This window comes from Alkalilimnicola sp. S0819 (assembly GCF_009295635.1).
GTDB lineage: Bacteria > Pseudomonadota > Gammaproteobacteria > Nitrococcales > WHIW01 > S0819.
Window position 1 is genome coordinate 51,956 of sequence record NZ_WHIW01000001.1, and the last position, 25,667, is coordinate 77,622.

Genomic DNA, 25,667 nt, shown 5'->3' on the forward strand with positions numbered 1-25,667 from the left:
CATCAAGGGAAGTCCAATCGCGCGTCGCGCATTGATCCGGCGGCGAGTGGCCGCAGTACGGATGAATGAACCCACAAGGAGCGGGCGGCAATGGCCGGAGAACTGAACGCCGGGCAGTTGCGACTGTTGCGGGAGCTGTTGGAGCGCCGTCGGGAGGAATTACGGGCCACCGTGGCCGAGGAATTGCGCCGCTCGGAGGATCCGGAGGCGTTGAACCTGGCCCGTGAGGTGCACGATCAGGGCGAGGCCTCGGTGGCGGATCTGCTCATGGACCAGAACATCGCCGGCATGGAGCGGCATGTGCGCGAACTGTCCGAGGTGGAGGCTGCCCTGGACCGAATGCGCGAGGGCCGCTACGGTTATTGCGAGGACACCGGCGAACCCATCGCCTTCGAGCGGCTGCGGGTTCAGCCCACGGCGCGCCGCACGGTAAAGGCCCAGGAGCTCTGGGAGCGTACCCACGCGCAACCCGGCAGGCCGACCCTGTAGGGCGGGGCCTCGCGCCCGCAAGCCCCCGCCGCGGCTGGCCGGCGGGGGTTCTCGCACCGCGGTTGCGCCTCGCACCTGGCACGGGGCGCGTCGGGCTGTTGTATCTTTTGGGTTTGCGTATACCGGCCTCCCGAGCGGAGGCGGCTTCCAGGGAGATGCAAGGCATATGTCAGCAAGAGATCCACGTCGCTGGATGTGGGCCGAGGCCTGCGAGCTGCTCGACCAGGCGGAGCGGCTGCAGCGCCAGTTCTTCGAGCTCTCCGCCGCGCCGCGTGCCCGCTGGCGACCGCCAGTGGACGTCATGGAGACCGAGCAGGCCCTGATCGTGCTGGCGGCGCTGCCCGGTGTGCCGGCGGACCGGATCGAGGTGCTCCTGGAGCAGGGCGTGCTGCTGATTTCGGGCCACCGCCCGCTGCCTGCGGAGCTGCGCGGCGCCGCGCTGCATCGCCTGGAATTGCCCCATGGCCGTTTCCAGCGCGCCATCGAGCTGCCCGCCGGGCGTTTTCGGCTCAGGCGCCAGGAGCTGCGCGACGGCTGCCTGGTGCTGGAGCTGGAAAAGCGCTGAACCGGCCTGGCCGGCCCGGCGCCAGCGGGGCCGGTGTTTCATTCCCGCAGGAGATCGGATGGGTATGGAGCAGGACTACCACACGAACGAAACGACGCCGAGGCAGCCCGCCGGCGAGCCCGCGCTGCCCGAGGATGCGCTGATCATCCTGCCGGTGCGGAACATGGTGCTGTTCCCCGGCGTGATCCTGCCCCTGAGCGTGGGGCGCCCCCCGTCCATCGCGGCGGCCCAGGCGGTGGCCCAGGCCGACCGCCCCATAGGCATACTGCTGCAGCGTGATCCGGCCACTGAACGCCCCGGCCCCGACGATTTGTACGCCCTGGGTTGCGGCGCCTCGGTGTTGCGTTACGTGACCGCGCCGGATGGCGTCCATCACCTCATCTGCCAGGGCGAGCGGCGCTTTCGGGTGCGCGAGTACCTGTCCGGGTACGAGTATCCCGTGGCTCGGGTGGCGTGGCTCGACGAGGATGCGGCGGAGCCGCTGGATGCGGAGCTGGCCGCCCGGCTGCACCGCTTGAAGCAGCAGGCGGTCGAGGCGCTGCAGTTCTTCCCCCAGGCCCCCCAGGAATTGCGCGGCGCGATAGAAGCCATGGACTCGCCGGGGGCGCTGGCTGATCTGATCGCCAGTTTCATGGACGTGAAGCCCGAGGAGAAGCAGCAGCTGCTGGAAACCCTGGACCTGCGCGAGCGCCTGGACCGGGTGCTGGAGTTGCTGGGCCAGCGCCTGGAGGTGATGCGCCTGTCCGAGCAGATCAGCCAGCGCACTCGCGAGACGCTCACCGAGCAGCAGCGCAAGCACCTGCTGCGCGAGCAGTTGCGCACCATCCGCCAGGAACTGGGCGAGGACGAGGGTGAAAGCGAGGACCTCCGCGAGCTGCGTGAGCGGCTGGCGCAGGCGGGCCTCCCGGAGGAAGCCCATGAGCAGGCCACGCGGGAGCTGGCGCGCCTGGAGCGCATGCCCGAGGCCTCCACCGAGTACTCCATGAGCCGCACCTACCTGGACTGGCTCATCAAGCTGCCCTGGAGCCGCCTGGATGAGGAGCGGCTGGACATCGAGCAGGCCCGCGCGGTGCTGGAGCAGGATCACTACGGCCTGGAGCGCATCAAACGGCGGATTCTGGAATACCTGGCGGTACGCAAGCTCAACCCCGAGGGGCGCAGCCCCATTCTGTGCTTCGTCGGCCCGCCCGGGGTGGGCAAGACGTCCCTGGGCCAGAGCATCGCCCATGCGGTGGGTTTGAAATTCGTGCGCGCCAGCCTGGGCGGGGTGCACGACGAGGCGCAGATCCGCGGCCACCGGCGCACCTACGTGGGGGCGCTGCCCGGCGAGATCATCCAGGGCATCAACAAGGCCGGCACCCGCAACCCGGTGTTCATGCTCGACGAAATGGACAAGCTCGGCGGTGGCGCCTTCCACGGCGACCCCTCCGCCGCCTTGCTGGAAGTGCTGGACCCGGAGCAGAACACCCATTTCCGCGACAACTACCTGGGCGTGGATTTCGACCTGAGCAAGGTGCTGTTCATCGCCACCGCCAACGTGCTGGACGCCATTCCCGGGCCGCTGCGCGATCGCATGGAGGTGATCGAGCTGAGCGGTTACACCGAGGAGGAAAAGGTGGAGATCGCCCGGCGTTACCTGGTTGCCCGCCAGCTGCGCCAGAACGGGCTGACGCCCGAGCAGTGCCGCATCGAGGGGGAGGCCCTGCGCGAGATCGTGCGCGGCTATACCCGGGAGGCGGGCGCGCGCAACCTGGAGCGCAACATCGGCGCGGTGTGTCGCAATGTGGCCATGCGCATTGCCGAGGGCAAGGTGGCGTCGGTCACCGTGGGCGCGGCGGATCTGCCGGCGATCCTCGGCGCCCGGCGCTTCGAGAACGAGAGCGCCATGCGCACCAGCGTGCCGGGGGTGGCCACGGGCCTCGCCTGGACCCCCGTGGGCGGGGATATCCTGTTCATCGAAGCCAGCCTGGCGCCGGGCAAGGGCCGGCTGATCCTCACCGGCCAGCTTGGCGATGTGATGAAGGAGAGCGCCCAGGCCGCACTCACCCTGATCAAGAGCCGCGCCGCCGAGCTGGGCGTGTCCGCGCAGTTGTTCGAGGAGAACGACATACACGTGCACGTGCCCGCCGGCGCCATCCCCAAGGATGGGCCCAGTGCCGGGGTGGCCATGTTTCTCTCGCTGGTCTCCCTGCTCACCGAGCGCAAGCTGCCGGCGGACCTGGCCATGACCGGCGAGATCAGCCTGCGGGGGCTGGTACTGCCCGTGGGCGGCATCAAGGAGAAATGCGTGGCGGCGGCCGGGGCGGGGATTCACAAGGTCATGCTCCCGGCGCGCAATCGCAAGGATCTGGAGGACATCCCCGAGAGCGCCCGCAAGCAGCTGGAGTTCATCTGGCTGGAGCGAGTGGACGAGGCGCTGCTGGCGGCGCTGGAGCTGCGGCCGCGGCCCCGGCGCGAGCGGGCCGGGCAGGACTGAACGCCCATGAGCGTGCCCGCCCTGATCGGCGATATCGGTGGCACCAACTGCCGCCTTGCCCTGTATCGCCCCGGCGAGGGTATCGCCGGGCGATGGCGGGCGCGCCGAGCGGATTTTCCCGGTCTGGAAGCGGCCATCGCCCATTATCTGCGTGCCCTGCCCGCCGCCGAGCGCCCCCGGCGCGCCGCGCTGGCGGTGGCCGCCCCCATCGCCGGCGACGAAGTGCTGATGACCAACACCGGCTGGACCTTCTCGGTGCGGGGCATGCGTGCCGCCCTGGACCTGGACGAGCTGCGGGTGCTGAACGATTTCGCCGCCCTGGCCCTGGCCTTGCCGGTGCTTGCGCCCGCCGACCGCCTCGCCATTGGGCCCGAGCGCGTGCCCGGCCCCGGGCCGCTGGCCGTGCTGGGGCCCGGGACCGGGCTGGGCACGGCGCTCAGCGTGCCCGCCGCCGGGCACTGGGTGGCGGTGCCGGGCGAGGGGGGGCATGTCAGCCTGGCGGCGCTCAACCGCCGGGAAGCGGCGGTCATCGAGCGGCTGCGTCTGCGCTTCGATCATGTCTCCGCCGAGCGGCTGCTGTCCGGGCCGGGCCTGTTGCTGCTCTACCGCACCCTGGCCGAGGTCAGCCGTCGCGGCCCCCGGGCCGAGGACCCGGAGCAGGTCAGTCGGGGCGCGCTGGACGGCAGTGACGAACTGGCCGCCGATGCCCTGGACATGTTCTTCAAGATGCTCGGTTCCACGGCGGGCAATCTGGCCCTGAGCGCCGGGGCCCGGGGCGGGGTGTATCTCGCCGGGGGCATCCTGCCGCCCCTGCGTGAAGCCCTGCAGCGCTCGGGCTTTCGCGAGCGTTTCATCGCCAAGGGGCGTTTCCGGGAGTACCTGGACCCGCTGCCCACCTGGCTCATTACCCACCCGCATCCGGCCGAGCTGGGGCTGGCCGCGCTGCTCGATGGCCTGGGCGAAGTCTCCCCGTAGGAGCCGCTGCCAGGGGAGCGGCGTGGAGACTTGTGGGGCGCGGCCCTGACCCTCACTACCTTTCTCAACCCTCGCCACTCAGGGAAACCGTGCATGCCTGTGCGTATCCTGTTGGTACTATTTTCCCTCGTCCTGTCCCTGCTCAGCGCCTGCGCCACCCGCGAGCAGACCGGCACGGTCGTGGGCGCCGGGGCGGGTGCCGTCATCGGGGAGCAGGTCGGTGAGGGCACAGCCGGCACCCTGGTGGGCGCCATCGCCGGAGGACTGCTGGGGCGGCAGATCGGCCAGTGGATGGACGAGCGCGATCGCCAGGAGGTGGCACAGACCCTGGAATACCAGCCCAGTGGTGAAACGACCGCCTGGGTCAATCCGGACACCGGACGGGAGTTCCGGGTCACCCCCACCGAGACCTGGGTGGATGCCGAGCGGGATCGCCCCTGCCGGCGCTTCAGCATGGATATCGACGGCGAAGTGGAGAATGTCGACGGAACGGCCTGCCGGGTGGCGGATGGCCGCTGGGAGATCATGGAAAGCGAGCGCGATTGACGCAGCCGGTCCCGGGGTTGCCGGCCACGGCCGGCGAGGGCCTTGTCCGACCCCAGGTTTGCCCGACCGCAGATTGTCCGATCCAGGGAAGCCGTTGAAGACCTGGCCGCGGCAAAGCATCCTTGATGGACTGTCGTTGCTGTCGTTAATGCACAGCCGGCGGAATCTGCCGCTCCACGGCCTCGAAGGCCTCCCGCACCAGAGTCTCCAGGCGCAGCAAGGGGGTTTGCACGCGACACTTGTCGCCGATCAGGAGTCGTTTCTCGGGCAGGCCCACTTCCACCCGCACACGCAGCTCGTTGCCACTGTGCTCCCCCGGGCGGTGCGGGGCGTGCGGGCGCTCCAGCACCACCCGGCAGGACGTGGCGCTCTCGCAAAGCCGTGCCAGCCGCGCGGCGCGCTCGCGCACATAGCTTGCCACTTCCTCGGAATGGTTCAGCCCGTGAAAACTGATCTGTGGCTGCGGACCCATGCAAAGCCTCCGTGCGGATAGGCGTGTTTCTCCGGGATGGGTGCGCCGGCCAGGGACGACAAGCCCCGGGCGGCCTTCTAAACTGCTGCACCAGCCCCCGCCCTCCATGGCGCAGAGGGCGCCGATACGGAGAACAATAATGCGGCGACTGGTGATCTGCTGTGACGGTACCTGGAACACCCCCGATCAGCGCGAGGACGATGCGCTCTGCCCCAGCAATGTGGTGAAACTGGCCCGCGCCGTGTGCCCGCAGGCGCCGGACGGCACCACCCAGAGCGTGTTCTACGACACCGGGGTCGGCACCGGCCCCTGGCTGGACAAGCTGACCGGGGGCGCCTTTGGCCATGGTCTGTCGCGCAACGTGCGCAAAGCCTATCGGTATCTGGTGCACAACTACGTACCGGGGGACCAGATCTGGCTGTTCGGTTTCAGCCGCGGCGCCTACACGGCACGCAGCACGGCGGGCCTCATCCGCAACTGCGGGCTGCTGCACAAGACCCGGGCCGATCGCATCGAGGAGGCCTATGCCATGTACCGCGACCCCGCGGTGCACCCGGATGACGAGACCGCCAGGCGCTTTCGCGCCCAGTACGCCCAGCAGGCCGAGATCCACTTTCTGGGGGTGTGGGATACCGTGGGTGCCTTGGGCATCCCCCTGCGCGGGCTCAATGCGCTCACCCGCCGGCGCTATGAGTTCCACGATGTGAAGCTCAGCCGCATCATCCGCCACGCCTGCCAGGCGCTCGCCATCGACGAGCAACGCGGCGCCTTCCGCCCCGCGCTATGGCGCAACACGCCCGCACCGGGTCAGCGGGTGGAGCAGGTCTGGTTCCCCGGCGTGCACGCCAATATCGGCGGCGGCTACCGGGACAGCGGGCTGAGCAACCTCGCCCTGCACTGGATGGCCCGCAAGGCGGCCCAGGCCGGGCTGGCGCTGGACCAGGCGTGGCTGGACACCGCCTGCGTGCCGGACTGGGGCGGGGCGCTGCGGGAATCCCGCCGTGGCCTGTACCGCCTGTTGCAGCGGCACCCGCGACCCATCGGCGCGGCGGTGGGTGAGGCGGTACACCCCGGGGCCTTGCACCGCTACCGGGATGCGGTTCAGGCTTACGCGCCCGATAATCTGCGACACTGGCTGGAGCGGCGCGACGGCGCGCCCAGCCCCGAAACCGCCCCCAGTCCCGAAACCGCCCGAGAGTAGCTTTGCCACAGCGCCGATGAGCCGCAAGATCATTCACCTGGATATGGACGCCTTCTTCGCGTCCGTGGAGCAACGGGATGATCCGCGGCTCAAGGGGCGGCCGGTGATCGTCGGCGGCGACCCCCACGGGCGGGGTGTGGTGGCGGCGGCAAGCTACGAGGCCCGGCGTTTCGGCATCCACTCCGCCATGGCCGCCTCCCGGGCGCTGCGGCTTTGCCCGGACGGGGTCTTCCTGCGGCCACGTTTCGAGGCCTATCGGGCCGAGTCCCGGCGCATCCAGGCCATCTTCCGCCGCTACACGCCGCTGGTGGAGCCCCTGTCCCTGGACGAGGCCTATCTGGATGTGAGCGAGTGCCGGGCCTGCCGGGGCTCCGCCACCCTGATCGCGCAACGGATCAAGGCGGAGATTCGCGAGCGCACAGGCCTGACCGCCTCGGCCGGGGTGTCCTACAACAAGTTCCTCGCCAAACTCGCCTCGGACATGGACAAGCCCGATGGGCTTTACCTGATTCGCCCCGGCGAGGGCGAGGCCTTCATGGCCGAACTGCCCGTGGGCCGTTTCCACGGCGTGGGCCAGGCCACCGAGGCGCGCATGCACGCCCTGGGCATCAAGACCGGGGCGGACCTGCGGGAATGGACGCCGGAAGCGCTGCAGGCGGCCTTCGGGTCCCGGGGGGCGTTCTTCCACGCCATTGCCCGTGGGGAAGACCCGCGGCCGGTGCGCCCGGTGCGGGTGCGCAAGTCCATCGGCAGCGAAACGACCTTTTCCCGAGACCTGGCCGACCCCGAGCAGATGCTGGCGGCGCTGCGCCCCCTGGCCGAGGAAGTGCTGGCGACGCTGGCCGCCAAGAAGCTCTGCGCCCAGACCCTGACCCTGAAGGTGAAATACCACGACTTCCGCCAGATCACCCGGGCCCACACCGGGGTCAGACCGCTGGCGGGCGTGGAGCAGGTCATGGATCTGTTGCAGCGCCTGCTGGCGCGCACCGACGCGGACCGGGTGCCGGTGCGCCTGCTGGGGGTGACGGTATCCGGCCTGCAGCCGCTGGAAGAGGGGACGGGTCAGCTGACCCTGTTCTGAAGCGCGCCCCTCTCTTCACCTCCCCCGCAGGCGGCACCGATCCGTGAATCTTTCCCGTCAACACCCTGTAAACAGCACCCATCGAAGGTGACGAAACGGGGGGAGTCATGGCCCTGAGCCGCTCCTGCACGGGGAGGAACGGCTGTTACGGGGGCGTGGTGGCGACGGGACCGGTGATCTCCAACACCCGGGTGGCGGTATCGAAGTGCAGGCCGAGGACCTGCAGCGTTTCGTTGAACAGGGCGTAGTCGTAGGATCCGCCGGCGTAGGGGGCGTCCGGGTCGTCGGCGCAGTTGAAGGGCAGCGGCAGGTCCTTCAGGGAATCGGCGTTTTCCAGCAGCCATCCCCGGGCCAGTTCACGGCTGCGAGCGATCTGCTCCGGCGTCATGCCCGCGTTGTAGGGGTAGGCCTTGCCGGTGAGGCTCATGGTCTCGGGGTCGTGGCGGATGCCGTGCAGGGCGTCGATGCTTTCCTCGAGAATGTCCCACTTGTAAGCATGAATGTCGTTCGCCCCGAGTTCGGCATACTCGTAGAATTGGTTGCCAGTGAAGATGAACATGGCCATCAGGGCTCTTCGCTGCAGATACTTCGCGCCACGCCAGTGCCAGTACAGTATCTCGTCGGCGAGGAAGGACTTGGTGTGTACGTCGTGGCCTTCCAGATAGTCGTCCAGACACAGGCCCAGTTTCGTCATGGCGTCGGGGTCGCCGCTGGCGCCGGCCCTGCGGGCCCAGTCCACGGCCTCATCGGCGCTGAAGCCGGGGCCGCCGGCGCGGCAGAAGGCGCCGTAGGTGGTCTGGGCGGTCAGTACGCCCCGTTCCGCGTAGTGGCGCAGTGCCGTTGCGCCTTCTTCGTCCAGTGAGTTGCTGAGCACGTCGGACAGTGCCCGGCGCTCGTTCACCGGCAACTCGCAAAAGCGCACGTGTTCCGCCCGCAGATACTCCGCGGGGAGAAAATCCTCGGGGCGCCAGCGGCGCATATCGGGCAGGCCCTGGCGGTAGTAGCGCTGCCAGGTGTAGGGCTCGCGCAGGGGGCGCTCTTTCGCCACGTACTCGTCCCAGCCCAGGGCGGTGTCCGGGCTGGCAGGCAGGTCGTCGTTCGCCGGGTTTTCACAGCCGAGGCCCAGGGCGAGCGCGGCCAGAAAGGTGCAGGCGAGGGGTAATCGCATGGTGGTGTTCGGTCCTTGAACATTGGTTTTTCCCGAGCGCTTCTTGTACCTTTCCGGGCGAGGGAACGCAAATAATCAAATGCATAAGGAGTATGCAGATGAACGCAGTAGTCGCGTCGGCGCCCGCCGACTGGGCGCTTCGTGGCGCCCGCATGGCGCTGTCCGCCAAGATGGCGCAATGGGCCACCGATCTCAAAGACGCCGTCGATCACGCCGAAGCCCCGCACGTTTCCCGGGAATTCCCCGGTCTGGCCAATCTGGTGTATTTCAATCTGGCCCTGGACGGGGCGGGCGCCTTCCTGCCGCGCACGGCCGGTGCGGTGATCGCCCGCTTCGCCGGCCCGCTGTGGCTGCTGAACGCCGCCTCCACCGCCTTCGAGAAAGGCTACAAGGCCCATGCGGAACGGGTGAATGACAAGCTCAGCACGCACTTTCGCAATGCGCGGGATGACTACAAGGATCGAATCAACTTCGCGGCGGATGATTTCTTCAACCCGGCCGGGCCGGGGCCGGCGATATGGCGCGAGTTGGCGGTGCTCACCCAATTGGCGGAGGCTAACGGGCGCCAGGACACGCTGAAGACCGAACAGGGCTCGACAGCGTACAAGGAGGGATACGCTGCGGATCTTGGCAAGAGAATCATCGATGCCGCGCGAATCCTCCCTCGCAACCGAGACTTGAGCCGCTGGGCCAAGGAAAGCTTCGGCGAGACCCTGAAGAAGATCCAACTGCTCTACCTGCACTCACCCTTGCATGAGCGGGGCCTCGCCGACCTGAGCCGGCCGGCGGTGGGGGAGGTCTACGTGGTGGATGACCACGGCGTGCGGCGTTTCCCCACCCTGGGCGAGGCGGCCCGCATCTGCCTGCGGCGCAATTACGACTGGACCCTGCTGCAACGATGGCTGGGTGTGGACGAGTGCCTGCGCGCCGTGCCGGGGCAGCGCATCGCGACCAAAAAGGACTTCTTCATGCTGATACAGCGCGGCTGGCTGTTTCGGATCGACGTGGATGAGTACACGGCGCTGGTGAACGGCACGCCCTTGCGGGTATCGAATCTGGCCATCGTGCCGCTGGAGGGGGCGAGTCGGCGCCCGTTCGTCAATCTGCCGGCCACCCTGGACGCCCTGCGCCAGGGCTACCGAAGCGTCATGGCCCGCGGGTGAGCCTGCGCGCTCAGACCGGGATCGCCCGGGTGTGATCGCCCGAGCAGGGGCTGAGCAGCGGCTCGGCCTCGGCGTTCTCCGCCGCCACCCAGACGCTCTGGTCCCCCTCCCAGCGACCGGCTTCCACCGCCTCGATGAACTCCGCCCAGATCCGCGTGCAGATCTCGGGCACTTCCAGGGTGAAGGCGTGGGCCACGTGGGGCAGCAGCACCAGCCGTGCGCCGGCGATGTGTTGGCGCAGGATCTCGTGGCAGCTGCGCGGGGTGAGCGCATCGTGTTCGCCGTTGAGGATCAGGGTGGGGGCGGTGATGCGGGCGAGTTCCGCGGTGAAGCCCTGGAAGCGGGCGATGGATTCCATCAGGTTCTGAATGGCGTAGAGCTGGTTGCCGGCGCTGCTCTGGCGGCGCATCTCGGGGATGCGCTCGGCGTGGCGCTCCAGCCACTGGGCGCTGAAGTTGTAGCTGGTGAACAGCTCCACCAGGTACTCGAAGCCCACCCGCGCCATGCCCTGGTAGAGCGTCCCGCCGATGGCGCGCAGGCGCGCGTCCATCTCGCTGAAGGTGCTCATGGGGATCAGCCCGGCGCAGCGCTCAGGGTGTTCGATGGCAAACTTCAGGGCGACGATGCCGCCGAAGGAAATGCCGGCCACGTAGGCCCGCTCCAGCCCCAGGTGATCCAGCAGGCTCTCCAGCACCGCCACATTGTCCTCGAACTCCAGCCCCAGCACGGGCTTGGCGGATTCCCCCTGGCCCAGCAGGTCGAAGCTGAGCAGCCGTATGCCGCGATCGGCCAAGGTCTGCTGGTAGGGCGCCCAGTGGCGGGTGGCCTGGGTCAGACCGTTGACCATCACCAGGGTGGGCGCATCGGGGGCGCCTTCACCGAGTTCGTAGTAGACGGGGTGACCCTGGTGCTTGAAGTAGGGCATGGGCGTGATGTTCTTCTTGTACCGGAAGTGCCTAGATTCTGGTCAGCCCGGGGTCGATTCGCAAGTCCGGGGTCATCCCCGGTGGCGCGCGCGGGGGGTGGGTTCAGGGAAAATTCGGCATGTGCGGCTCAGTGCCGCTGATGGTCGCTTCGGGGTGATGGGCGCGGATCAGCGCCTCCACCTCGTCCACCCGCCCGCGCTTGACGTCCACCAGCATCAATACCTGGCCAGCCTCCACCGCCTCTTCGAATTTCTTCAGCCGGCTGTTGGGGGTGGAGATGCCCATCATGCTGGCCGCCCACGCGCCGAAGCCCGCTCCGGCGAGCGCCGCGCCCAGCACCGCGCCACCGCCCAGTACGATGCCCGCCGGCGGTACGGCCACCGCCACCAGCCCGGCTACGGCGCCGGTGGCGGCCCCGGCGGCGGCGCCCCGCTCCAGGGCCGGAATCAGGTCGCTCTTCTGGGCCATGGAGGCCTCGGGGAGGTCCTCCAGCGGCACATCACGCCGCGCGATCAGGTGGATGTGCTCCTCGGCCACGTGGTTTAGCAGCAGATCCCGCACGATGCGCCGGGTCGTGGATACATCCGGGGCGAGGAAGTACAGGCGTCGCATGGGGCGTCTCCTTTCAGGGAGGAGTCATGAACGCGGAGATGGGGGTAAACGCAGCCATTTCCAGCACCGACGGCGCCGGAAATGGCGCTGGCCTACATACCGTGGTGGCCGCCGCCGCTCAGGGCCATCAGCGGCGTGGCCAGGGTCCACAGGCCGAAGAACACGATCAGCACGCCGGCACCGCGGCGCAGGCCGCGGTGGTTGGACCAGCGGCGCAGGCTGTGGGCAGCGCTGCCGACCAGCACCATGGCGGGCAGGGTGCCGGCGCCGAAGGCGAACATCACGCCGGCGCCCTGGGCGGGCCCGCCCGAGACCGCCGCGGTGAGCAGCATGGAGTACACCAGCCCGCAGGGCAGCCAGCCCCAGACCATCCCCGCGGCCCAGGCCTGCAGTGGGTGGCGCACGGGCAGCAGGCGCCGGGCGAGGGGGCTCAGCAGCCGCCAAAGCCGGGCGCCCGCGACCTCCATGTGGCGCAGGCCGCGCCAAGCGGTGGCCAGTTGCAGGCCGATGGCGATCAGCACCAGGCCCGTCATCAGGCGCAGGGCGATGGACCAGGCGGGCAGGTTCAGCAAGGTGCCGAGCCAGCCGCCCAGGGCCCCCACCAGCGCGCCGGCGATGGCGTAGCTGCTGATGCGGCCCAGGTTGTAGAGCAGGTTCAGCCCCAGACCCGCCAGCCGGGAGGGGCGCTGGGCGCTCATGCCCAGCGCCGAGGCGATGCCACCGCACATGCCCAGGCAATGACCGCTGCCCAGCAGGCCCACCAGCAGGGCGGCGGTCAGGCTGGTCAGGGGGTCAGAGTGCATCGTCGCCTCCTTGCTCGCCGTCTTCGGGCGTCGCCCCTGGTTCGCTGTCGTCCTGCTGGCCCCGACCCGGGGCCGGGGCCTTGTCTTCCATGAGAATGCGGTAGGCGGGGCTGTCCAGATCGTCGAACTGGCCATTGTTCACCGCCCAGAAGAAGGCCCAGATGGCCACGCCCAGTAGCATGATCCCCAACGGTATCAGCACCAGGATGATGTTCATGTGCGCGCCTCCGTCACCCCAGCAGCGGCCAGCGGTGTGTTCCGGGCGGCCCGGCCCAGGCGCAGGGAGTTGAGCACCACGATCAGGGAACTGGCGGACATGCCGATGGCCGCCAGCCAGGGCGGCACCAGGCCGACGGCGGCGAGGGGCAAGCCGATGAGGTTGTAGCCCAGCGCCCAGGCCATGTTCTGGTGGATGATGCGCAGGGTGCGCCGGGCAAGGCGCACGCCGTGGGGCAGCAAGCGCAGATCCTCGCGCAGCAGTACCGCGTCGCTGCTGGCCCGAGCCAGGGCCGTGCCGCCGCCCATGGCGATGGACACATCGGCTCCGGCCAGCACCGGGGCGTCGTTCACGCCATCGCCGATCATCGCCACCAGTTCGCCTCGACGGCGGTATTCGGCCAGACGTTCGAGCTTCTGCGCCGGGTCCAGTCGGGCGGCGTGCTCGTCAATACGCAACTGCCGCGCTACCGCGGCCACGGTGGCGGCAGCATCGCCGCTGGCCATGGCCGCGCGCAGCCCCAGCCCGCGCAGCTCATCCAGCGCCACGGCGGCCTCCGGGCGCAACTGGTCGGCCAGGCGAAAGGCCGCCAGCCAGCCTTGCTCGCCGCCGAGCAGCAGTGCATCGGCGGGCAGTCCGGCCGGTGGCGGGCCGGCGAGCGCCGCCACGTAATCCGCCCGGCCAATCCGGTAGCGCTGCCCGTCCACGCGCCCCTGCACGCCGGCCCCGGGCTGGTAGCGTTGCTCCTCGGCGGCGCGGGGAGCGCGGGGAAAGGCGCGGGCCAGCGGGTGCTCGGAGCCCTGCTCCAGCTGTGCGGCGATATTCAGGCAGGCGCTCTCGTCCTCGGCCCCCAGCGGCAGGGTTTCGGTAATGCGCAGTTGCCCTCGGGTGAGGGTGCCGGTCTTGTCCAGCACCAGCCGGTCCACCCGGGCCAGATTCTCCAGGGTGTCGGGGCGGCTGATCAGCAGCCCGTCCCGGGCAAGCCGCGTGGTGGCGGCGGTGAGCGCGGTGGGGGTGGCCAGGGACAGGGCGCAGGGGCAGGTGACCACCAGGGTGGCCAGCACCACGGGCAGCGCGCGGCTTGGGTCAATCTGCCACCAGACCAGCGCGATCAGCGCGGCGACCACCAGCACCGCGATCACGAAGACCCGGCCCACCCGCTCGGCGGTCTGGGCCAGGCGCGGGCGTTCCGCGGCGGCTCGCTCCAGCAGTCGGCCGATGGCCGAGACCACGGTGTCCGCGCCCACCTGCTCCACCCGCATGCGCAGTGGGTGCTCCAGGTTCAGGCTGCCGCCCACCAGTCGCGCCCCGGTGCCCCGGGGCAGCGGTTCCGATTCGCCGCTGAGCATGGATTCGTCCAGCCGACTTTGGCCGGCGATCACGACACCGTCGGCGGGCACGGATTCGCCCGGGGCGATGATGACCACATCGCCCACCCGCAGATGCCGGGCGGCGATGCGCTGCTCGGTGCCGTCGGGCTGCAGGCGCAGGGCCGAGGCGGGCAGCAGTTGACTGAGCGCCTCGCCCAGGGCGCCGGCCCGGTGGCGCGCGGCCATCTCGGCGTAGCGCCCCAGGGAGAGGAAGAAGATGAACATGGTGACCGAGTCGAAGTAGACTTCCTCGCCGCCCCGGAACGTCACCCACAGGCTCCAGGCGTAGGCGCCGCCCATGGCCAACGCCACGGGTACGTCCATGCCGGGGCGGCGGGCGCGCAGATCCCGCGTCGCGCCCTGGAAGAAGGGGGCCCCCGCGTAGAACAGCACCGGGGTGGCCACCAGCAGGCTCACCAGCCGCAGGAAGTCCTGATACAGCGGCTCCATGGCCTGCACCGCGCCCAGGTACAGCGCTACCGCGTACATCATCACCTGCATCATGCCCAGGCCCGCCACGGCCAGGCGTTTGAGTGCCCGGCTGCGTTCCCGCTCGGCCGCTCCGGCGGCAGCTTCGCTGCCCACCGGGTGGGGGGTGAAGCCCAGCGCGGCGATCAGTCGCAGCAGCTCGCTCAAGGGCCGGCGGGCGGCGTCCCAGCGCAGCAGTGCGCGGCCGCTGGCGGGGTTGACCCGGATCTGCTCCACGCCTTCTTCTCGGGTGAGCGCGTGCTCGATCAGCCAGCTGCAGGCCGCGCAGCTGATGCCCTCGATGAGCAGGCGCGCCTCGCCGCGCCCGTCGTCCAGGGGTTCCACGAAGTCCTGCTGCAGGCTGCCATCGTCGAGCAGGCTCCATTCGTCCCGACCGCCATCCTCGGGCTGGGGCGTGGGGGCGGTGCGATAGCGGTAGAAATCGTCCAGGCCGGCGTCACGGATGAAAGTGGCGGCGGCCTGGCAACCGATGCAGCACACCGGACGCGGCTTGTCGTCGATGCGTACGGTGCGGTGCTCGTCGGGCGGGACGGTGTCGCCGCAATGAAAGCAGCTGACCATGGTTGGTGGCTCCGGCGCGGCCTAACCGCGCGGTGCGAGTTGCAGCAATTGCTGGTCGTCGGCCAGTTCACCGGCCAGGCGCCATTCGGCGCCCAGCGGCTGAATCTGCACCAGCCAGCGCCCGGGCAGGGTGTGTTCGCTCTGGCCCCGGTACACGCCTGCCTCGTCGGCACGCAGCTCCAGGTCCAGGTCCCGATTGCTGAGCGTGGGGTGGGTCAGCCGCAGCTGCAGGCTCTGTGGCTGCGTCTGTGCCCCCTGGAGTATCAGCATGATCCGGCCCTGTTCTCGGGCGATGTTCAGCCGGGCGCTGAGGCCGCGCTCGGCGGCCGCCCGGTCCAGTACCTGACGCTGCTCGGTGATCAGGCCGATCTTGCCGTAATCGTCCACCACCAGGCTGTCATGGCCGCTGGCGGCGATTACCAGGGTGAGGATCCCGGCGACCACCACGGAGCCGGGCAGGGCGATCAGGAACCAGGGCCAGAATTGCTTGTACCAAGGCGCATGTTCGCCGGGCATGGATGGCTTACCTCACTGGGGTATGGAAACGCGTTTCCACACTGTAACGCTGTTCCGGCTTGCCGATGGTGACCAGGATCAACTGGATGTTGTGTCCGCCGCCCCGGGCGAAGGCGCCGGGCTCGGCGCTGACCCGGGCCGCGACGCGGCGAGATGCGCCGCTCGCCACCGTGAACGTCTCCGGTGTGGTGATGATGCTGAGGCCCGGGGCGCCGGCCACCTCCAGGCGGAAGCGGGCGTCCTCACCGCTTTTGTTCATGGTGTGCAGGGTGTAGACGTTCTCGATCACGCCGCCGGCGGCTTCGCGATAGAGGGCGTTGCGATCGGGCAGCACGTCCATGTCCAGGGGGGAGCGCATGGCCAGGGCCGCCACGGCGCCGCCGGTGATCAGGGCGAGCAGCAGGCCGTAGATGAGGATGCGCGGGCGCAGGATGCGGCTGCGCTTGCCCGCCAGGGCGTTCTCGGTGGTGTAGCGAATCAGCCCCCGGGGGTAGCCGACCTTGTCCATCACGCTGTCGCAGGCATCTATGCAGGCCGCGCAGGCGATGCACTCGTACTGCAGCCCATCGCGTATGTCGATGCCCGTGGGGCAGACCTGCACGCACAGGTAGCAGTCTATGCAATCGCCCAGGCCCAGCGCCTGGTGATCGGCTTCGCGGCGGCGCGGCCCGCGGGGTTCACCGCGGCGCTCGTCGTAGGAGATGGTCAGGGTGTTCGGGTCGAACATGGCGCTCTGGAAGCGCGCGTAGGGGCACATGTACAGACAGACCTGCTCACGCATGAAGCCTGCGTTGCCCCAGGTGGCGAAGCCGTAGAAGGCCATCCAGAAGCTCTCCCAGGGGCCGAGCTGGAAGGCGGCGAGCCTGGCGGTCAGTTCGGTCACCGGGGTGAAGAAGCCGACGAAGGTAAAGCCGGTCCAGGCGGCGAACAGCACCCAGAGCACGTGTTTGCTGCTCCGGCGGATGAGCTTTTCGCGGCTCCAGGGCGCCTTGTCGAGCTTGATGCGCTTGTTGCGATCGCCTTCGCACCACTGCTCGATCCAGATGAACACCTCGGTCCATACGGTCTGCGGGCAGGCGTAGCCGCACCACAGCCGGCCGGCCAGCGCGGTGAAGAAGAACAGCATCAGCGCACAGACGATCAGAAACAGCGCGAGAAAGAAGAAATCCTGGGGCCAGAAGGTCAGGCCCAGTACGTGGAACTGCCGCCCTGGCAGGTCGAAAAGCACCGCCTGACGATCATCCCAACGCAGCCAGGGGGCCAGGTAGAACAGCCCCAGCAACGTGAGCACGGCGAGCTTGCGCAGGCTCTGGAAGCGGCCCTTGATCTCGCGTGGGTGAATCTTCTCCCGGGCCTTGTACAGGCCGGGGTCGGCAGCGCTCGGCTGCGCCGCCGCCCGGCGAGGATCGCCGGGGCGGGGGGTGTCGGTACTCATGAAGGCTCCAACGCAATCAGCGTCGACGGGAGGACGGGGTCAGCAGCAGCGCGCTCAGCCAGCTCGATGCCGCCGCCGCGGCCCAGAACATGAAGAAACCCAGAGTATAGCCCTGTCGGCGAGACAGGTCCCACTCGGGGAACGTCGCCATGCGCAGATCCTCCGGGTCCAGATTGGCGAAAAACACCATGGTCGCCACGCCCGCCACCAGGAAAGAGGGCCAGAGTATGGCTCCCCAGCGGGCGATGACAGGTTTCCAGACCGGGTCCAGCCCGGAGGGCTCGTTGCGCTCGTGCACGGCTTGCTACTCCTCGATGCTCGCCTCGTCCTGGCTCAAAGAGTACACATAGGCGGTGAGCACGTGAATGCGCTCTTCATCCAGCAGCTGCTCGTGAGCGGGCATCAGGCCCTGGCGCCCCTCGCGGATGCTCTGCTCGATGGCGGCCAGGCTGCCGCCGTAGAGCCAGGCGTCGTCAGTGAGGTTCGGCGCGCCCAGGGCCTGGTTGCCGGTGCCGTCGGCGCCGTGGCAGGCCGCGCAGCTGGCCTCGAATTTCTGCTTGCCGGCACGGGTGAGCTGCGCCGGGGCGCTGCGGCCGTTGAGGCTGTACACATAGGCGGCCACCTGACTCACGCCCTCATCGCCCAGGACCGCGCCCATGGGCGGCATTACGCCGCGCCGGCCTTGGGCGATGCTGTGGCGGATGGCGGCGGGGCTGCCGCCGTAGAGCCAGGCGTCGTCGGCCAGGTTGGGGAAGCCCGGCGCGCCACGGGCGTCCGAGCCGTGGCAGACCGCGCAGTTGTTGCCGAACAGGCGGCTCCCGGCGGCCATGGCGTCCGGGTTGTGGATCAGCTCCTCCACGTCGGTGGCAGCCCATTCGTTGAAGATCGCGCCATAGCTGTCGCGCGCCTTGGCCACTTCCTCTTCCCATTGCCCGACCTGAGTCCAGCCCAGTACGCCCTCGAAGCGACCCAGTCCCGGGTAGAGCACCAGGTAGAGCAGGGCGAAGGCGATGCTGATGTAGAACATGGTCAGCCACCAGCGAGGCATGGGGTTGTTCAGCTCGCGCAGATCGCCATCCCAGACGTGGTCGGTGGGCTCACCCTCGGCGGACTCACCCGCGATGGGCTTCGCGGTCCAGCGCAGCAGCCACCAGCAGCCGAGGATGTTGGCCAGGGTGAGCAGGGTGATGAACCAGCTCCAGAAACTACTCATCGCGGTTGGTCTCCTGCGATTTAGGGGTCTTTTCGTCTTCCAGCGGCAGGCGGGAGGCTTCGTTGAAGTCCTTCTTGCGCTTGCCGCTCCAGGCCCAGATGACGATTCCTAGGAAGATGACCAGCAGCAGCGTGGTCATGATGCCGCTGACAGTGCCGGCGCTCATGGCTTACCTCCGTCCGCTGAAGGCCGTGCCCAGGCCCTGCAGGTAGGCGATGAGCGCGTCCATCTCGGTCTTGCCTTCCAGTTGCGCGGGCGCCTCGGCGATCTGCTCGTCGGTGTAGGGCACCCCGATCAGCTGCTGGGCGCGCATACGGGTCTGGATCACGGCGGGATCGACCTCCCGTTCCGCCAGCCAGGGATAGGCGGGCATGTTGGATTCGGGCACCACATCGCGCGGGTTCATCAGGTGCACGTAGTGCCACTCATCGGTGTAGCGACCACCGACCCGGGCCAGGTCCGGCCCGGTCCGCTTGGAGCCCCACTGGAAGGGGCGGTCGTAGACCGACTCGCCGGCCACTGAATAATGGCCGTAGCGCTCGGTCTCGGCGCGGAAGGGGCGGATCATTTGCGAATGGCAGCCGTAGCAGCCCTCGGAGACGTACACATCGCGTCCGGCCAGCTCCAGCGCCGGGTAGGGCTGTACGCCCTCCGCCGGTTGGGTGGTCTCGGCCTGGAACAGCAGCGGCACGATCTCGACGATGCCGCCGATGCTGATCACGATGGCGGTCAAGATGCCCATCAGCGGAATGCTGCGTTCGACTTTAGCGTGTGCTTGTGACATTCCTGCGCTCTCCTAGGCAGTCTGGGCGGCGGCGGTGGCGTGCGCGGGCTCATCGCCACGCACGGTCTTCCAGATGTTCCAGGCCATGATGAACATGCCGGCGAGGAACAGCGCGCCACCCAGGAGCCGCGCCGCGTAATACGGGTAGGTAGCTTGCAGTGCCTGGACGAAGGTGTAGGTGAGGGTGCCGTCGTCGTTGACCGCGCGCCACATCAGCCCCTGCATCACACCGGCGATCCACATGGAGGCGATGTAGAGCACCACGCCGATGGTGCTGATCCAGAAGTGCGCGTCGATGGCCTTGATGCTGTACATGGCCGGACGGTCGTAGAGCTTCGGGATCAGCGCGTAGATCGAGCCGATGGTGATATAGGCCACCCAGCCCAGCGCGCCGGCGTGCACATGACCGATGGTCCAGTCGGTGTAGTGGGACAGGGCGTTGACCGTCTTGATGGACATCAGCGGGCCTTCGAAGGTGGCGATGCCGTAGAAGGACAGCGAGACGATCAGGAATTTCAGGATCGGGTCGGTGCGCAGCTTATGCCAGGCGCCCGAGAGGGTCATGATGCCGTTGATCATGCCGCCCCAGGAGGGGGCGAGCAGGATCAGCGAGAACACCATGCCGACACTCTGGGCCCATTCGGGCAGCGCGGTGTAGTGCAGATGATGCGGCCCGGCCCACATGTACACCGAGATCAGTGCCCAGAAATGCACGATCGACAGGCGGTAGGAGTACACCGGGCGCCCGGCTTGCTTGGGCACGAAGTAGTACATCATGCCCAGAAAGCCGGCGGTGAGGAAAAAGCCCACGGCGTTGTGGCCGTACCACCACTGCACCATGGCATCCACCGCGCCGGAGTAGAGCGGGTAGGAATGGGTCCAGCTGGTGGGGATCTGCAGGCTGTTGACGATGTGCAGCAGCGCGATGGCGAGGATGAAAGCGCCGTAGAACCAGTTCGCCACGTAGATGTGCTTCACCTTGCGCACCGCGATGGTGCCGAAGAACACCACGCCGTAGGCCACCCAGACCAGTGCGATGAGCACGTCGATGGGCCAGATCAGCTCCGCATATTCCTTGCTCTGGGTCAGGCCCAGGGGCAGGGTGATGGTCGCCGCCACCAGCGCCGCCATCCAGCCCCAGAAGGTGAACGGCACGAGCCAGCCGCCGAACAACGGTGCCTGGCAGGTGCGTTGCACCACCCAGTAGGAGGTGGCGATCAGGCCGCTGCCGCCGAAGGCGAAGATCACCGCATTGGTGTGCAGCGGGCGCAGGCGGCTGAAGGTCAGCCAGGAGGTGTCGAAGTTCAGGGCGGGCCACAGCAGCTGGGCGGCGATCAGCACGCCCACGGCCATGCCGATGATGCCCCAGACAACGGTGGCGATGGTGAACTGTCGCACCACCTTGTCGTTGTACGCGGGTGTCGTGTCCATAAGCGTTAGGGAGTCTCTCGAAAGGTACGGAGTTGCAGCCGCGGCTATTGTGCCAAAGGCCGCGCAAAAGATCTTGACCTGGGTCAAAGGCCCGGTATTTGTCCCGGAGCGCGGCTGGCGTATGCTCCGGTCCAACAGCGGCGCGGCATAGGATACAGGACGGGATGATGAACGTGGAGCAGGAACGGCGTATCGAGGATCTGGAAGTGCGTTTGGCCTTTCAGGAGGACACCATTCAGAGCCTCAACGATACGCTGATCGCCCAGGGCGAGGCGCTGGCGGAGCTGCGCCTGGCACTGCAGCGTGTCAACGAGCAGGTCAGGCGGCTGCAGCCCGGCGAAGGCGGGGGCGCCGCCGAACACGAGCCCCCACCCCACTACTGAGGGCGCCGCCCCACTACTGAGGGCGCCGCCCCCATCGAGTGAGGCGGTGACGCAGATAGCGCTTGTATAGGCGGTCCAGGCGTTTGGTCAGGCGCTGGTCGCGGCCATCATAGAACCCGAGTACCCCACGGATCTCGCGCCGGCCACGCGCATCCAGGCGCGCCAAGCCCCGGTAAAGCAGGTAAAAGCGCAGGCGCTGGCTGCGGGACAGCTCCACCCGGGCGTGGCGGTCCAGGCAGGCCAGGTCCTTGATCCGGCCGCGGCGCCGCAGGAGCCCGTAGCGGCGCCGGCCGATGGGGCAGTCGATGAGATAGACCCGGGGCGGCGCGCCGCGGCTGACCATCACGTTGCGCCACTTCAAATCGTTGTGGCAGAAGCCGATGCGGTGCAGGCGGGCGGTGTAATCGGCCAGCTGGCGGCTGACCTCCGCCACCCAGCGCCGATCCCGCAGCTTGGGGTCGGCTTCCCGCGCCATGCGCGCCAGGTCCGTGGTGTCGGGGATCTCCCGGGTCACCAGCGCCGCGCGGCGAAACCGCCCCCAGGCGCGATGTTGCTCGAAGCCGGCGATGTCCGCCGTGGCAATGCCGAGCCGGGCGAACAGCCGCAGGTTCTCGTACTCGCCCCGTGGCCGGCTGCGGCCGAACAGTCGGCGCAGCATCTTGCCCGCGGCGCTGTAGCGCTTCAGGTAATACACCCCGTCGGGCCGTTCCAGCCGCAGCACTTCGGAGATGAGATCGCCCGCGACCCGCTCGCCTTCCCACGACCAGGCTTCGTCCAGGTCCCGCCACAGGTTCTTGTCGGTCATCATTCCAGACCCAAAATGAAGTCCCAGTCCTCGGCGCTCACCGGCATGATGGACAGGCGGTTGCCCCGCTGTACCAGGCGGAAATCCGCCAGTTCCGGGCGCTCCTTCAGTTCCTGCAGGCTGATGTTGCGTTTCAGCTTGCGCACGAATTTCACATCCACCAGCACCCAGCGCGGTTTGTCCGGGTCGCTCTTGGGGTCGTAATACTGGTTGTCCGGGTCGAACTGGGTGGGGTCGGGGTAGGGCGCGCTCGCCACCTCGGCGATACCGACGATCCCCGGCACCTTGGTGTTGGAATGGTAGAAGAAGACCTGGTCGCCGATCTTCATGTCATCCCGCATCATGTTGCGCGCCTGGTAGTTGCGCACCCCATCCCAGGGCTCGGTCAGGTTGGGGCGCTGGGCCAGGTCATCGATGCCGAACACATCGGGTTCGGACTTCATCAGCCAGTAGTTCATGCTCGGCTCCCTGTGTTGTTGTGAAACGCTTACTGGAAGGCGCGCAGGCCGCGCTCGGTGATTATGCCCCACAGCGGCACGTCCCAGGGTTCACCGGCCAGCGCCGGCACGCGCTGGAAGGCGTGGGCGACGCCCAGTAGCCGCGGATGCTGCCAGCGTCGGCGGTGGCGGGTGAAGGCGAAGCAGCGATCGTAGTAGCCGCCGCCCATTCCAAGCCGGTTCCCCCGGTCATCGAAGGCCACCAGTGGCGCCAGCACCAGGTCCAGCCGATGAGCGGGCAGGGGGCGGCCGCCGAGCCGTGGTTCGGGGATGCCGTAGCGGTTACGCCGCAGGCGGCTGTGCTCCGGGTGGTAGGGGTAGAAGCGCATGACGCCGCGCTCGGCGACCACCGGCAGATACAACCGCTTGCCCCGGATCGCGGCCAGGCGCATCAGCGGCGCCAGGTCGGGTTCGCCGTCGGCGGCCCAGTAGGCGGCGATATGGCGGGCCTTGCGAAAGACCGCGCTGCGGGCCAGGTGGGCGGCCAGGCGGCGGGCGTGCCGGTGCTGCTTGCGCGGGTCCAGCCGGCGCCGTTGCTGGCGCATGGCTTGCCGTATGTCCTGGCGGGAGTTCATGGGGCGGGATGTTAGCACGCCCGGCTGGCCACGCCGGGCGGCCTGAATTGAGGGGACATTCCCCGCCTGTGCCGATGCGGGCTTCGCCCTTGAACCCTATGGTTCAGGTGGGGATGGCGAGTGGCGGCTTAGGCTTTCCGCTGCATGGCGGACCTGCACACCGCTTGCCACTACGACCAGGATCCCCGGGGCTACTCTTTGAGGCTCAAGAATACGTAGGCCCGCTGTCGAACACCGCAGGGAATGTCCGTGAACTCACTATGCAGCAGGACGCGGGGGAAGGTAAAGAGGTGCGGGTCTCAAGATGAGCCGTTCAGCGCCCCGGCCAGCTTTTCGTCCATGGCACTCAGCCGCTCGCGCACCTGGCGCAGCGCCTCGGTTTCGCTCTGGGCCTGCAGCAATTCATGGGCCAGGTTCAGGGCCACCATCACCGCTATGCGTTCGGCGCCGATCACCTTGCCGCTGTCGCGGGCCTCGCGCATTTTCCGGTGCACCATATCGGCCGAGCGCAACAAGCTTTCCCGTTCGCTCTCGGGGCAGCCGATCAGGTATTCCTTGTCGAGGATGTTGATTTTGACGGCGGTGGTGCTGCTCACGGTGTGCTGCTCGCTTTATCTACTGTTGTTCCATGGCACGCAGGCGACCGATCATGCCCTCGATCCGGGCCCGGGCCTGTTCGTTGCGCTCCAGCAGACTGGCGCGCTCGGTGGCCAGCTGGGACTGGGATTCCCGGAGCACCCGGTTTTCTTCGCGCAGCCGCTCGCACAGGCTCAGCAGCTGTTCCAGCCGTTGCTCCATGCGATCAATTGCTTTCGTAATGGAATCAGCCACTTGAAAATGTCTCCCGGGGGCGGTTTCGACTATAGACCCGGCACTCGTCCGGGTCAATCGGCGTCGGTGTTAGCATACGGTCTTGCGGCGGGGATATCCTGCCGCATTTCGCATTAGTAGCCCGGGGCGAATCCGGGCGGGAAAGCGGATGAGCGCAGGCATGGATTACGATCAGGTACAGCAGGCCCTGCAGGGCGTGGGCGCGGCGGTGGATGCCGCCGAGAGCCAAGGTTTGTTGAGTGGCATGGTGGCCGCCCCCGATAAAGTCGAGCCCGCCCCCTGGGTTGCCCAGGTGCTGGCCGAGACCGAGCCCCGGGGCGAGACGGCCAAGGCTTGTCTCGCCGCGCTCGGCGCGCTCTACGAGCACACCCTGGCGGGCATGGAAGACAAGTCCCTGGGCTTCCAGTTGCTGCTCCCCGACGATCAGGAAACCCTGCCGCGCCGTGCCGAGGCCCTGGGGCGCTGGTGCGAGGGGTTCCTGGTGGGGCTGGGCATCTCCGGGCTCAAGTCCGAGGCGGAGCTGCCCCGCGAGGTGCGGGAGATCCTGCAGGACTTCAGCCAGATCACCCGCGTGGAATTGGAGCCGGACGCGGAAGAAGACAACGAGGAAGCCTACGCCGAGCTGGTGGAATACGTGCGCGTCGCCTCCCTGCTGGTGCTGGAGCATCTGCGCCCCAGCGGTCGCAAGGTGGTGAACCCGCCCAAGGACGGCGACGAAGAGCCCACCGTACATTGATTAACCCATGAGCCGCTCCTGCGGGAGGCAGCATGATCGAGCAGAGTGAATTCGCCCGTCGTCGTCGGGAGTTGATGAGCGTGATCGGCGAGGGTGGTATCGCCGTGGTGCCGGCCGCCCCTGAGCGTCCGCGCAACCGGGATGCGTTCTACCCCTACCGCCAGGACAGCGACTTCCATTACCTCAGCGGTTTCGACGAGCCCGAGGCCGTGCTGGTACTGATCCCCGGCCGTGCCCACGGTGAGTACATCCTGTTCAACCGCGAGCGCGACCCGGACCGGGAGATCTGGGACGGTCCCCGCGCCGGCCAGCAGGGGGCCTGCCGGGACTACGGCGCCGACGACGCCTTCCCTATCGACGACATCGACGAGATCCTGCCCGGGCTGCTGGAGGGTACCGACCGGGTGTTCCACACCATGGGCGTGGACCCGGAGTTCGATCATCGAGTCATCGGCTGGGTCAGCCAGGTGCGTCAGAAGGCCCGCGCCGGGGTGCGGGCGCCGGGGGAGTTCGTCTCGCTGGAGCACTGGCTGCACGAGATGCGCCTGATCAAGAGCGCGGCCGAGATCAACGTCATGCGCCGCGCCGCGCAGGTCTCCGCCGAGGCCCATCGGCAGGCCATGCGCATCTGCCGTCCGGGGCTGTACGAGTACGAGATCGAAGCCGAATTCCAGGCCGCCTTCCGCCGCCACAATGGCTGGCCCGCCTACACGCCCATCGTCGGCGGCGGGCGCAACGCCTGCATACTGCATTACATCGAGAACAAGGCCCGGCTGCGCGATGGCGATCTGCTGCTCATCGATGCGGGCGCGGAACTCGATTGCTACGCCGCCGACATCACCCGCACCTTCCCGGTCAACGGCCGCTTCAGCGCCGAACAGCGGGCGGTCTACGAGGTGGTGCTGGCCGCCCAGCAGGCGGCCATCGACGCCACCGGCCCGGGGCGCAGCTGGAACGCCGGCCACGAGGCCGCCACCCGGGTGCTTTGCGAGGGCATCGCCGAGCTGGGCCTGCTCCAGGGAAGCGCCGAGGACATCGAGGCGCGTGGCGACTACAAGCGCTTTTTCATGCACCGCACCGGTCACTGGCTGGGCATGGACGTACACGACGTGGGCGATTACAAGATCGACGGCCAGTGGCGCGAACTGGAGCCCGGCATGGTGCTCACGGTGGAGCCGGGGCTCTACATCGCCGGCGACCAGCCCGATGTGGACGAGCGCTGGTGGAACATTGGCGTGCGCATCGAGGACGATGTGCTGATCACCCGCGATGGCTGCGAGGTGCTCACCGCCGATGCCCCCAAGCGGGTGGCGGATATCGAAGCGCTGATGGCGCAGGGCTGAGGGC

At 68.3% G+C, this 25,667-nt stretch carries 30 protein-coding genes and 1 other RNA gene; 11 read left to right on the forward strand and 20 right to left on the reverse strand.

The genetic code is table 11. The annotated features are described in order from the left end of the window. Window positions 1–90 precede the first annotated feature (90 nt). The 5 genes from GBG68_RS00270 (at window position 91) to GBG68_RS00290 (ending at window position 5,051) form a co-directional block, all read left to right on the forward strand. A complete protein-coding gene (locus tag GBG68_RS00270) occupies window positions 91–489 on the forward strand; it encodes a TraR/DksA family transcriptional regulator (RefSeq protein ID WP_152143909.1) in 399 nt (132 codons plus the stop codon). Between the two features lie 166 nt (window positions 490–655). Further along, window positions 656–1,054, forward strand: a complete 399-nt coding sequence (locus GBG68_RS00275; RefSeq protein WP_152143911.1) for an Hsp20/alpha crystallin family protein — start codon at window positions 656–658, stop codon at window positions 1,052–1,054. Between the two features lie 58 nt (window positions 1,055–1,112). Further along, a complete protein-coding gene (gene lon, locus GBG68_RS00280; protein ID WP_226801476.1) occupies window positions 1,113–3,530 on the forward strand; it encodes an endopeptidase La in 2,418 nt (805 codons plus the stop codon). Window positions 3,531–3,536: 6 nt separating this feature from the next. After that, entirely contained in the window at window positions 3,537–4,505 is a 969-nt protein-coding gene (gene glk, locus GBG68_RS00285) for a glucokinase (RefSeq protein ID WP_152143913.1), read from the forward strand. A gap of 93 nt (window positions 4,506–4,598) precedes the next feature. Then, entirely contained in the window at window positions 4,599–5,051 is a 453-nt protein-coding gene (locus GBG68_RS00290) for an RT0821/Lpp0805 family surface protein (protein WP_152143915.1), read from the forward strand. 145 nt (window positions 5,052–5,196) lie between these two features. Here GBG68_RS00290 and GBG68_RS00295 read toward each other — a convergent pair whose 3' ends face one another. Then, complete coding sequence (locus tag GBG68_RS00295; RefSeq protein ID WP_193222158.1) at window positions 5,197–5,523, reverse strand: HPF/RaiA family ribosome-associated protein; 327 nt, start codon at window positions 5,521–5,523, stop codon at window positions 5,197–5,199. Window positions 5,524–5,662: 139 nt separating this feature from the next. Here GBG68_RS00295 and GBG68_RS00300 point away from each other — a divergent pair, with 139 nt between their 5' ends. Continuing rightward, on the forward strand, window positions 5,663–6,724 hold the full coding sequence (locus GBG68_RS00300) for a DUF2235 domain-containing protein (protein ID WP_193222159.1): 1,062 nt from the start codon (window positions 5,663–5,665) through the stop codon (window positions 6,722–6,724). A gap of 16 nt (window positions 6,725–6,740) precedes the next feature. After that, window positions 6,741–7,805 carry a DNA polymerase IV gene (gene dinB, locus GBG68_RS00305; RefSeq protein WP_152143922.1) on the forward strand — a complete coding sequence of 355 codons (1,065 nt, stop codon included), beginning with the start codon at window positions 6,741–6,743 and terminating at the stop codon, window positions 7,803–7,805. A gap of 145 nt (window positions 7,806–7,950) precedes the next feature. Here the strand turns inward: dinB and GBG68_RS00310 are convergent, their stop codons facing one another. Then, window positions 7,951–8,973: a hypothetical protein gene (locus GBG68_RS00310; protein WP_152143925.1), complete on the reverse strand. Its 1,023-nt coding sequence runs from the start codon at window positions 8,971–8,973 to the stop codon at window positions 7,951–7,953. 98 nt (window positions 8,974–9,071) lie between these two features. Between GBG68_RS00310 and GBG68_RS00315 the strand changes: the two genes are divergently transcribed. Then, window positions 9,072–10,136 carry a hypothetical protein gene (locus GBG68_RS00315; RefSeq protein WP_152143927.1) on the forward strand — a complete coding sequence of 355 codons (1,065 nt, stop codon included), beginning with the start codon at window positions 9,072–9,074 and terminating at the stop codon, window positions 10,134–10,136. A gap of 10 nt (window positions 10,137–10,146) precedes the next feature. Here the strand turns inward: GBG68_RS00315 and GBG68_RS00320 are convergent, their stop codons facing one another. From GBG68_RS00320 to ccoN, 12 genes are all read right to left on the reverse strand, one after another. Next, window positions 10,147–11,061: an alpha/beta fold hydrolase gene (locus tag GBG68_RS00320; protein WP_152143929.1), complete on the reverse strand. Its 915-nt coding sequence runs from the start codon at window positions 11,059–11,061 to the stop codon at window positions 10,147–10,149. 103 nt (window positions 11,062–11,164) lie between these two features. Beyond that, entirely contained in the window at window positions 11,165–11,674 is a 510-nt protein-coding gene (locus GBG68_RS00325) for a DUF1269 domain-containing protein (protein ID WP_152143931.1), read from the reverse strand. A 92-nt stretch (window positions 11,675–11,766) separates the two neighbouring features. Further along, window positions 11,767–12,477 (reverse strand): sulfite exporter TauE/SafE family protein, encoded by a 711-nt coding sequence (locus tag GBG68_RS00330; RefSeq protein ID WP_152143933.1) that lies wholly within the window; start codon window positions 12,475–12,477, stop codon window positions 11,767–11,769. Further along, window positions 12,467–12,694, reverse strand: coding sequence for a cbb3-type cytochrome oxidase assembly protein CcoS (gene ccoS / locus GBG68_RS00335; RefSeq protein ID WP_152143935.1), 228 nt, complete (start codon window positions 12,692–12,694; stop codon window positions 12,467–12,469). The genes GBG68_RS00330 and ccoS overlap by 11 nt, the downstream gene beginning before the upstream one ends. Next, window positions 12,691–15,114, reverse strand: coding sequence for a heavy metal translocating P-type ATPase (locus GBG68_RS00340; protein ID WP_152143937.1), 2,424 nt, complete (start codon window positions 15,112–15,114; stop codon window positions 12,691–12,693). The genes ccoS and GBG68_RS00340 overlap by 4 nt, the downstream gene beginning before the upstream one ends. Window positions 15,115–15,135: 21 nt before the next feature. Next, window positions 15,136–15,630: a FixH family protein gene (locus GBG68_RS00345; protein WP_152143939.1), complete on the reverse strand. Its 495-nt coding sequence runs from the start codon at window positions 15,628–15,630 to the stop codon at window positions 15,136–15,138. A 7-nt stretch (window positions 15,631–15,637) separates the two neighbouring features. Continuing rightward, the gene (gene ccoG, locus GBG68_RS00350; RefSeq protein ID WP_152143941.1) at window positions 15,638–17,065 is read right to left on the reverse strand and encodes a cytochrome c oxidase accessory protein CcoG; all 1,428 of its coding nucleotides are present in this window, start codon (window positions 17,063–17,065) and stop codon (window positions 15,638–15,640) included. Between the two features lie 16 nt (window positions 17,066–17,081). After that, window positions 17,082–17,363: a hypothetical protein gene (locus GBG68_RS00355; RefSeq protein WP_193222160.1), complete on the reverse strand. Its 282-nt coding sequence runs from the start codon at window positions 17,361–17,363 to the stop codon at window positions 17,082–17,084. Window positions 17,364–17,369: 6 nt separating this feature from the next. Beyond that, window positions 17,370–18,278, reverse strand: coding sequence for a cytochrome-c oxidase, cbb3-type subunit III (gene ccoP / locus GBG68_RS00360; RefSeq protein ID WP_152143942.1), 909 nt, complete (start codon window positions 18,276–18,278; stop codon window positions 17,370–17,372). Beyond that, window positions 18,271–18,444, reverse strand: coding sequence for a cbb3-type cytochrome oxidase subunit 3 (locus tag GBG68_RS00365; protein ID WP_152143945.1), 174 nt, complete (start codon window positions 18,442–18,444; stop codon window positions 18,271–18,273). The genes ccoP and GBG68_RS00365 overlap by 8 nt, the downstream gene beginning before the upstream one ends. A gap of 3 nt (window positions 18,445–18,447) precedes the next feature. After that, the gene (gene ccoO / locus GBG68_RS00370; RefSeq protein ID WP_152143947.1) at window positions 18,448–19,062 is read right to left on the reverse strand and encodes a cytochrome-c oxidase, cbb3-type subunit II; all 615 of its coding nucleotides are present in this window, start codon (window positions 19,060–19,062) and stop codon (window positions 18,448–18,450) included. Between the two features lie 12 nt (window positions 19,063–19,074). Then, window positions 19,075–20,493: a cytochrome-c oxidase, cbb3-type subunit I gene (ccoN, locus tag GBG68_RS00375; protein ID WP_152143949.1), complete on the reverse strand. Its 1,419-nt coding sequence runs from the start codon at window positions 20,491–20,493 to the stop codon at window positions 19,075–19,077. A gap of 164 nt (window positions 20,494–20,657) precedes the next feature. Between ccoN and GBG68_RS00380 the strand changes: the two genes are divergently transcribed. After that, complete coding sequence (locus GBG68_RS00380) at window positions 20,658–20,876, forward strand: SlyX family protein (RefSeq protein WP_193222161.1); 219 nt, start codon at window positions 20,658–20,660, stop codon at window positions 20,874–20,876. Window positions 20,877–20,889: 13 nt separating this feature from the next. On the opposite strand, the gene GBG68_RS00385 is transcribed toward GBG68_RS00380, so the two are convergent. The 6 genes from GBG68_RS00385 to GBG68_RS00410 form a co-directional block, all read right to left on the reverse strand. Then, window positions 20,890–21,684 carry a lipopolysaccharide kinase InaA family protein gene (locus GBG68_RS00385; RefSeq protein ID WP_152143952.1) on the reverse strand — a complete coding sequence of 265 codons (795 nt, stop codon included), beginning with the start codon at window positions 21,682–21,684 and terminating at the stop codon, window positions 20,890–20,892. Next, window positions 21,681–22,139, reverse strand: a complete 459-nt coding sequence (locus GBG68_RS00390) for an EVE domain-containing protein (RefSeq protein WP_152143954.1) — start codon at window positions 22,137–22,139, stop codon at window positions 21,681–21,683. Before GBG68_RS00390 ends, GBG68_RS00385 begins: the two co-directional genes overlap by 4 nt. Window positions 22,140–22,168: 29 nt before the next feature. After that, complete coding sequence (locus GBG68_RS00395) at window positions 22,169–22,753, reverse strand: 5-formyltetrahydrofolate cyclo-ligase (RefSeq protein WP_152143956.1); 585 nt, start codon at window positions 22,751–22,753, stop codon at window positions 22,169–22,171. A 55-nt stretch (window positions 22,754–22,808) separates the two neighbouring features. Continuing rightward, window positions 22,809–22,999: non-coding RNA, 6S RNA (gene ssrS, locus GBG68_RS00400), on the reverse strand. Window positions 23,000–23,052: 53 nt separating this feature from the next. After that, window positions 23,053–23,349 (reverse strand): cell division protein ZapA, encoded by a 297-nt coding sequence (locus GBG68_RS00405; protein ID WP_152143959.1) that lies wholly within the window; start codon window positions 23,347–23,349, stop codon window positions 23,053–23,055. A 19-nt stretch (window positions 23,350–23,368) separates the two neighbouring features. Next, entirely contained in the window at window positions 23,369–23,551 is a 183-nt protein-coding gene (locus tag GBG68_RS00410) for a TIGR02449 family protein (protein ID WP_152143961.1), read from the reverse strand. Between the two features lie 181 nt (window positions 23,552–23,732). On the opposite strand from GBG68_RS00410, the gene GBG68_RS00415 reads away from it, so the two are divergent. Continuing rightward, on the forward strand, window positions 23,733–24,320 hold the full coding sequence (locus GBG68_RS00415; RefSeq protein WP_152143963.1) for a UPF0149 family protein: 588 nt from the start codon (window positions 23,733–23,735) through the stop codon (window positions 24,318–24,320). Window positions 24,321–24,352: 32 nt separating this feature from the next. Beyond that, window positions 24,353–25,663, forward strand: coding sequence for a Xaa-Pro aminopeptidase (gene pepP / locus GBG68_RS00420; RefSeq protein WP_152143965.1), 1,311 nt, complete (start codon window positions 24,353–24,355; stop codon window positions 25,661–25,663). The last annotated feature ends 4 nt before the right edge of the window (window positions 25,664–25,667 follow it).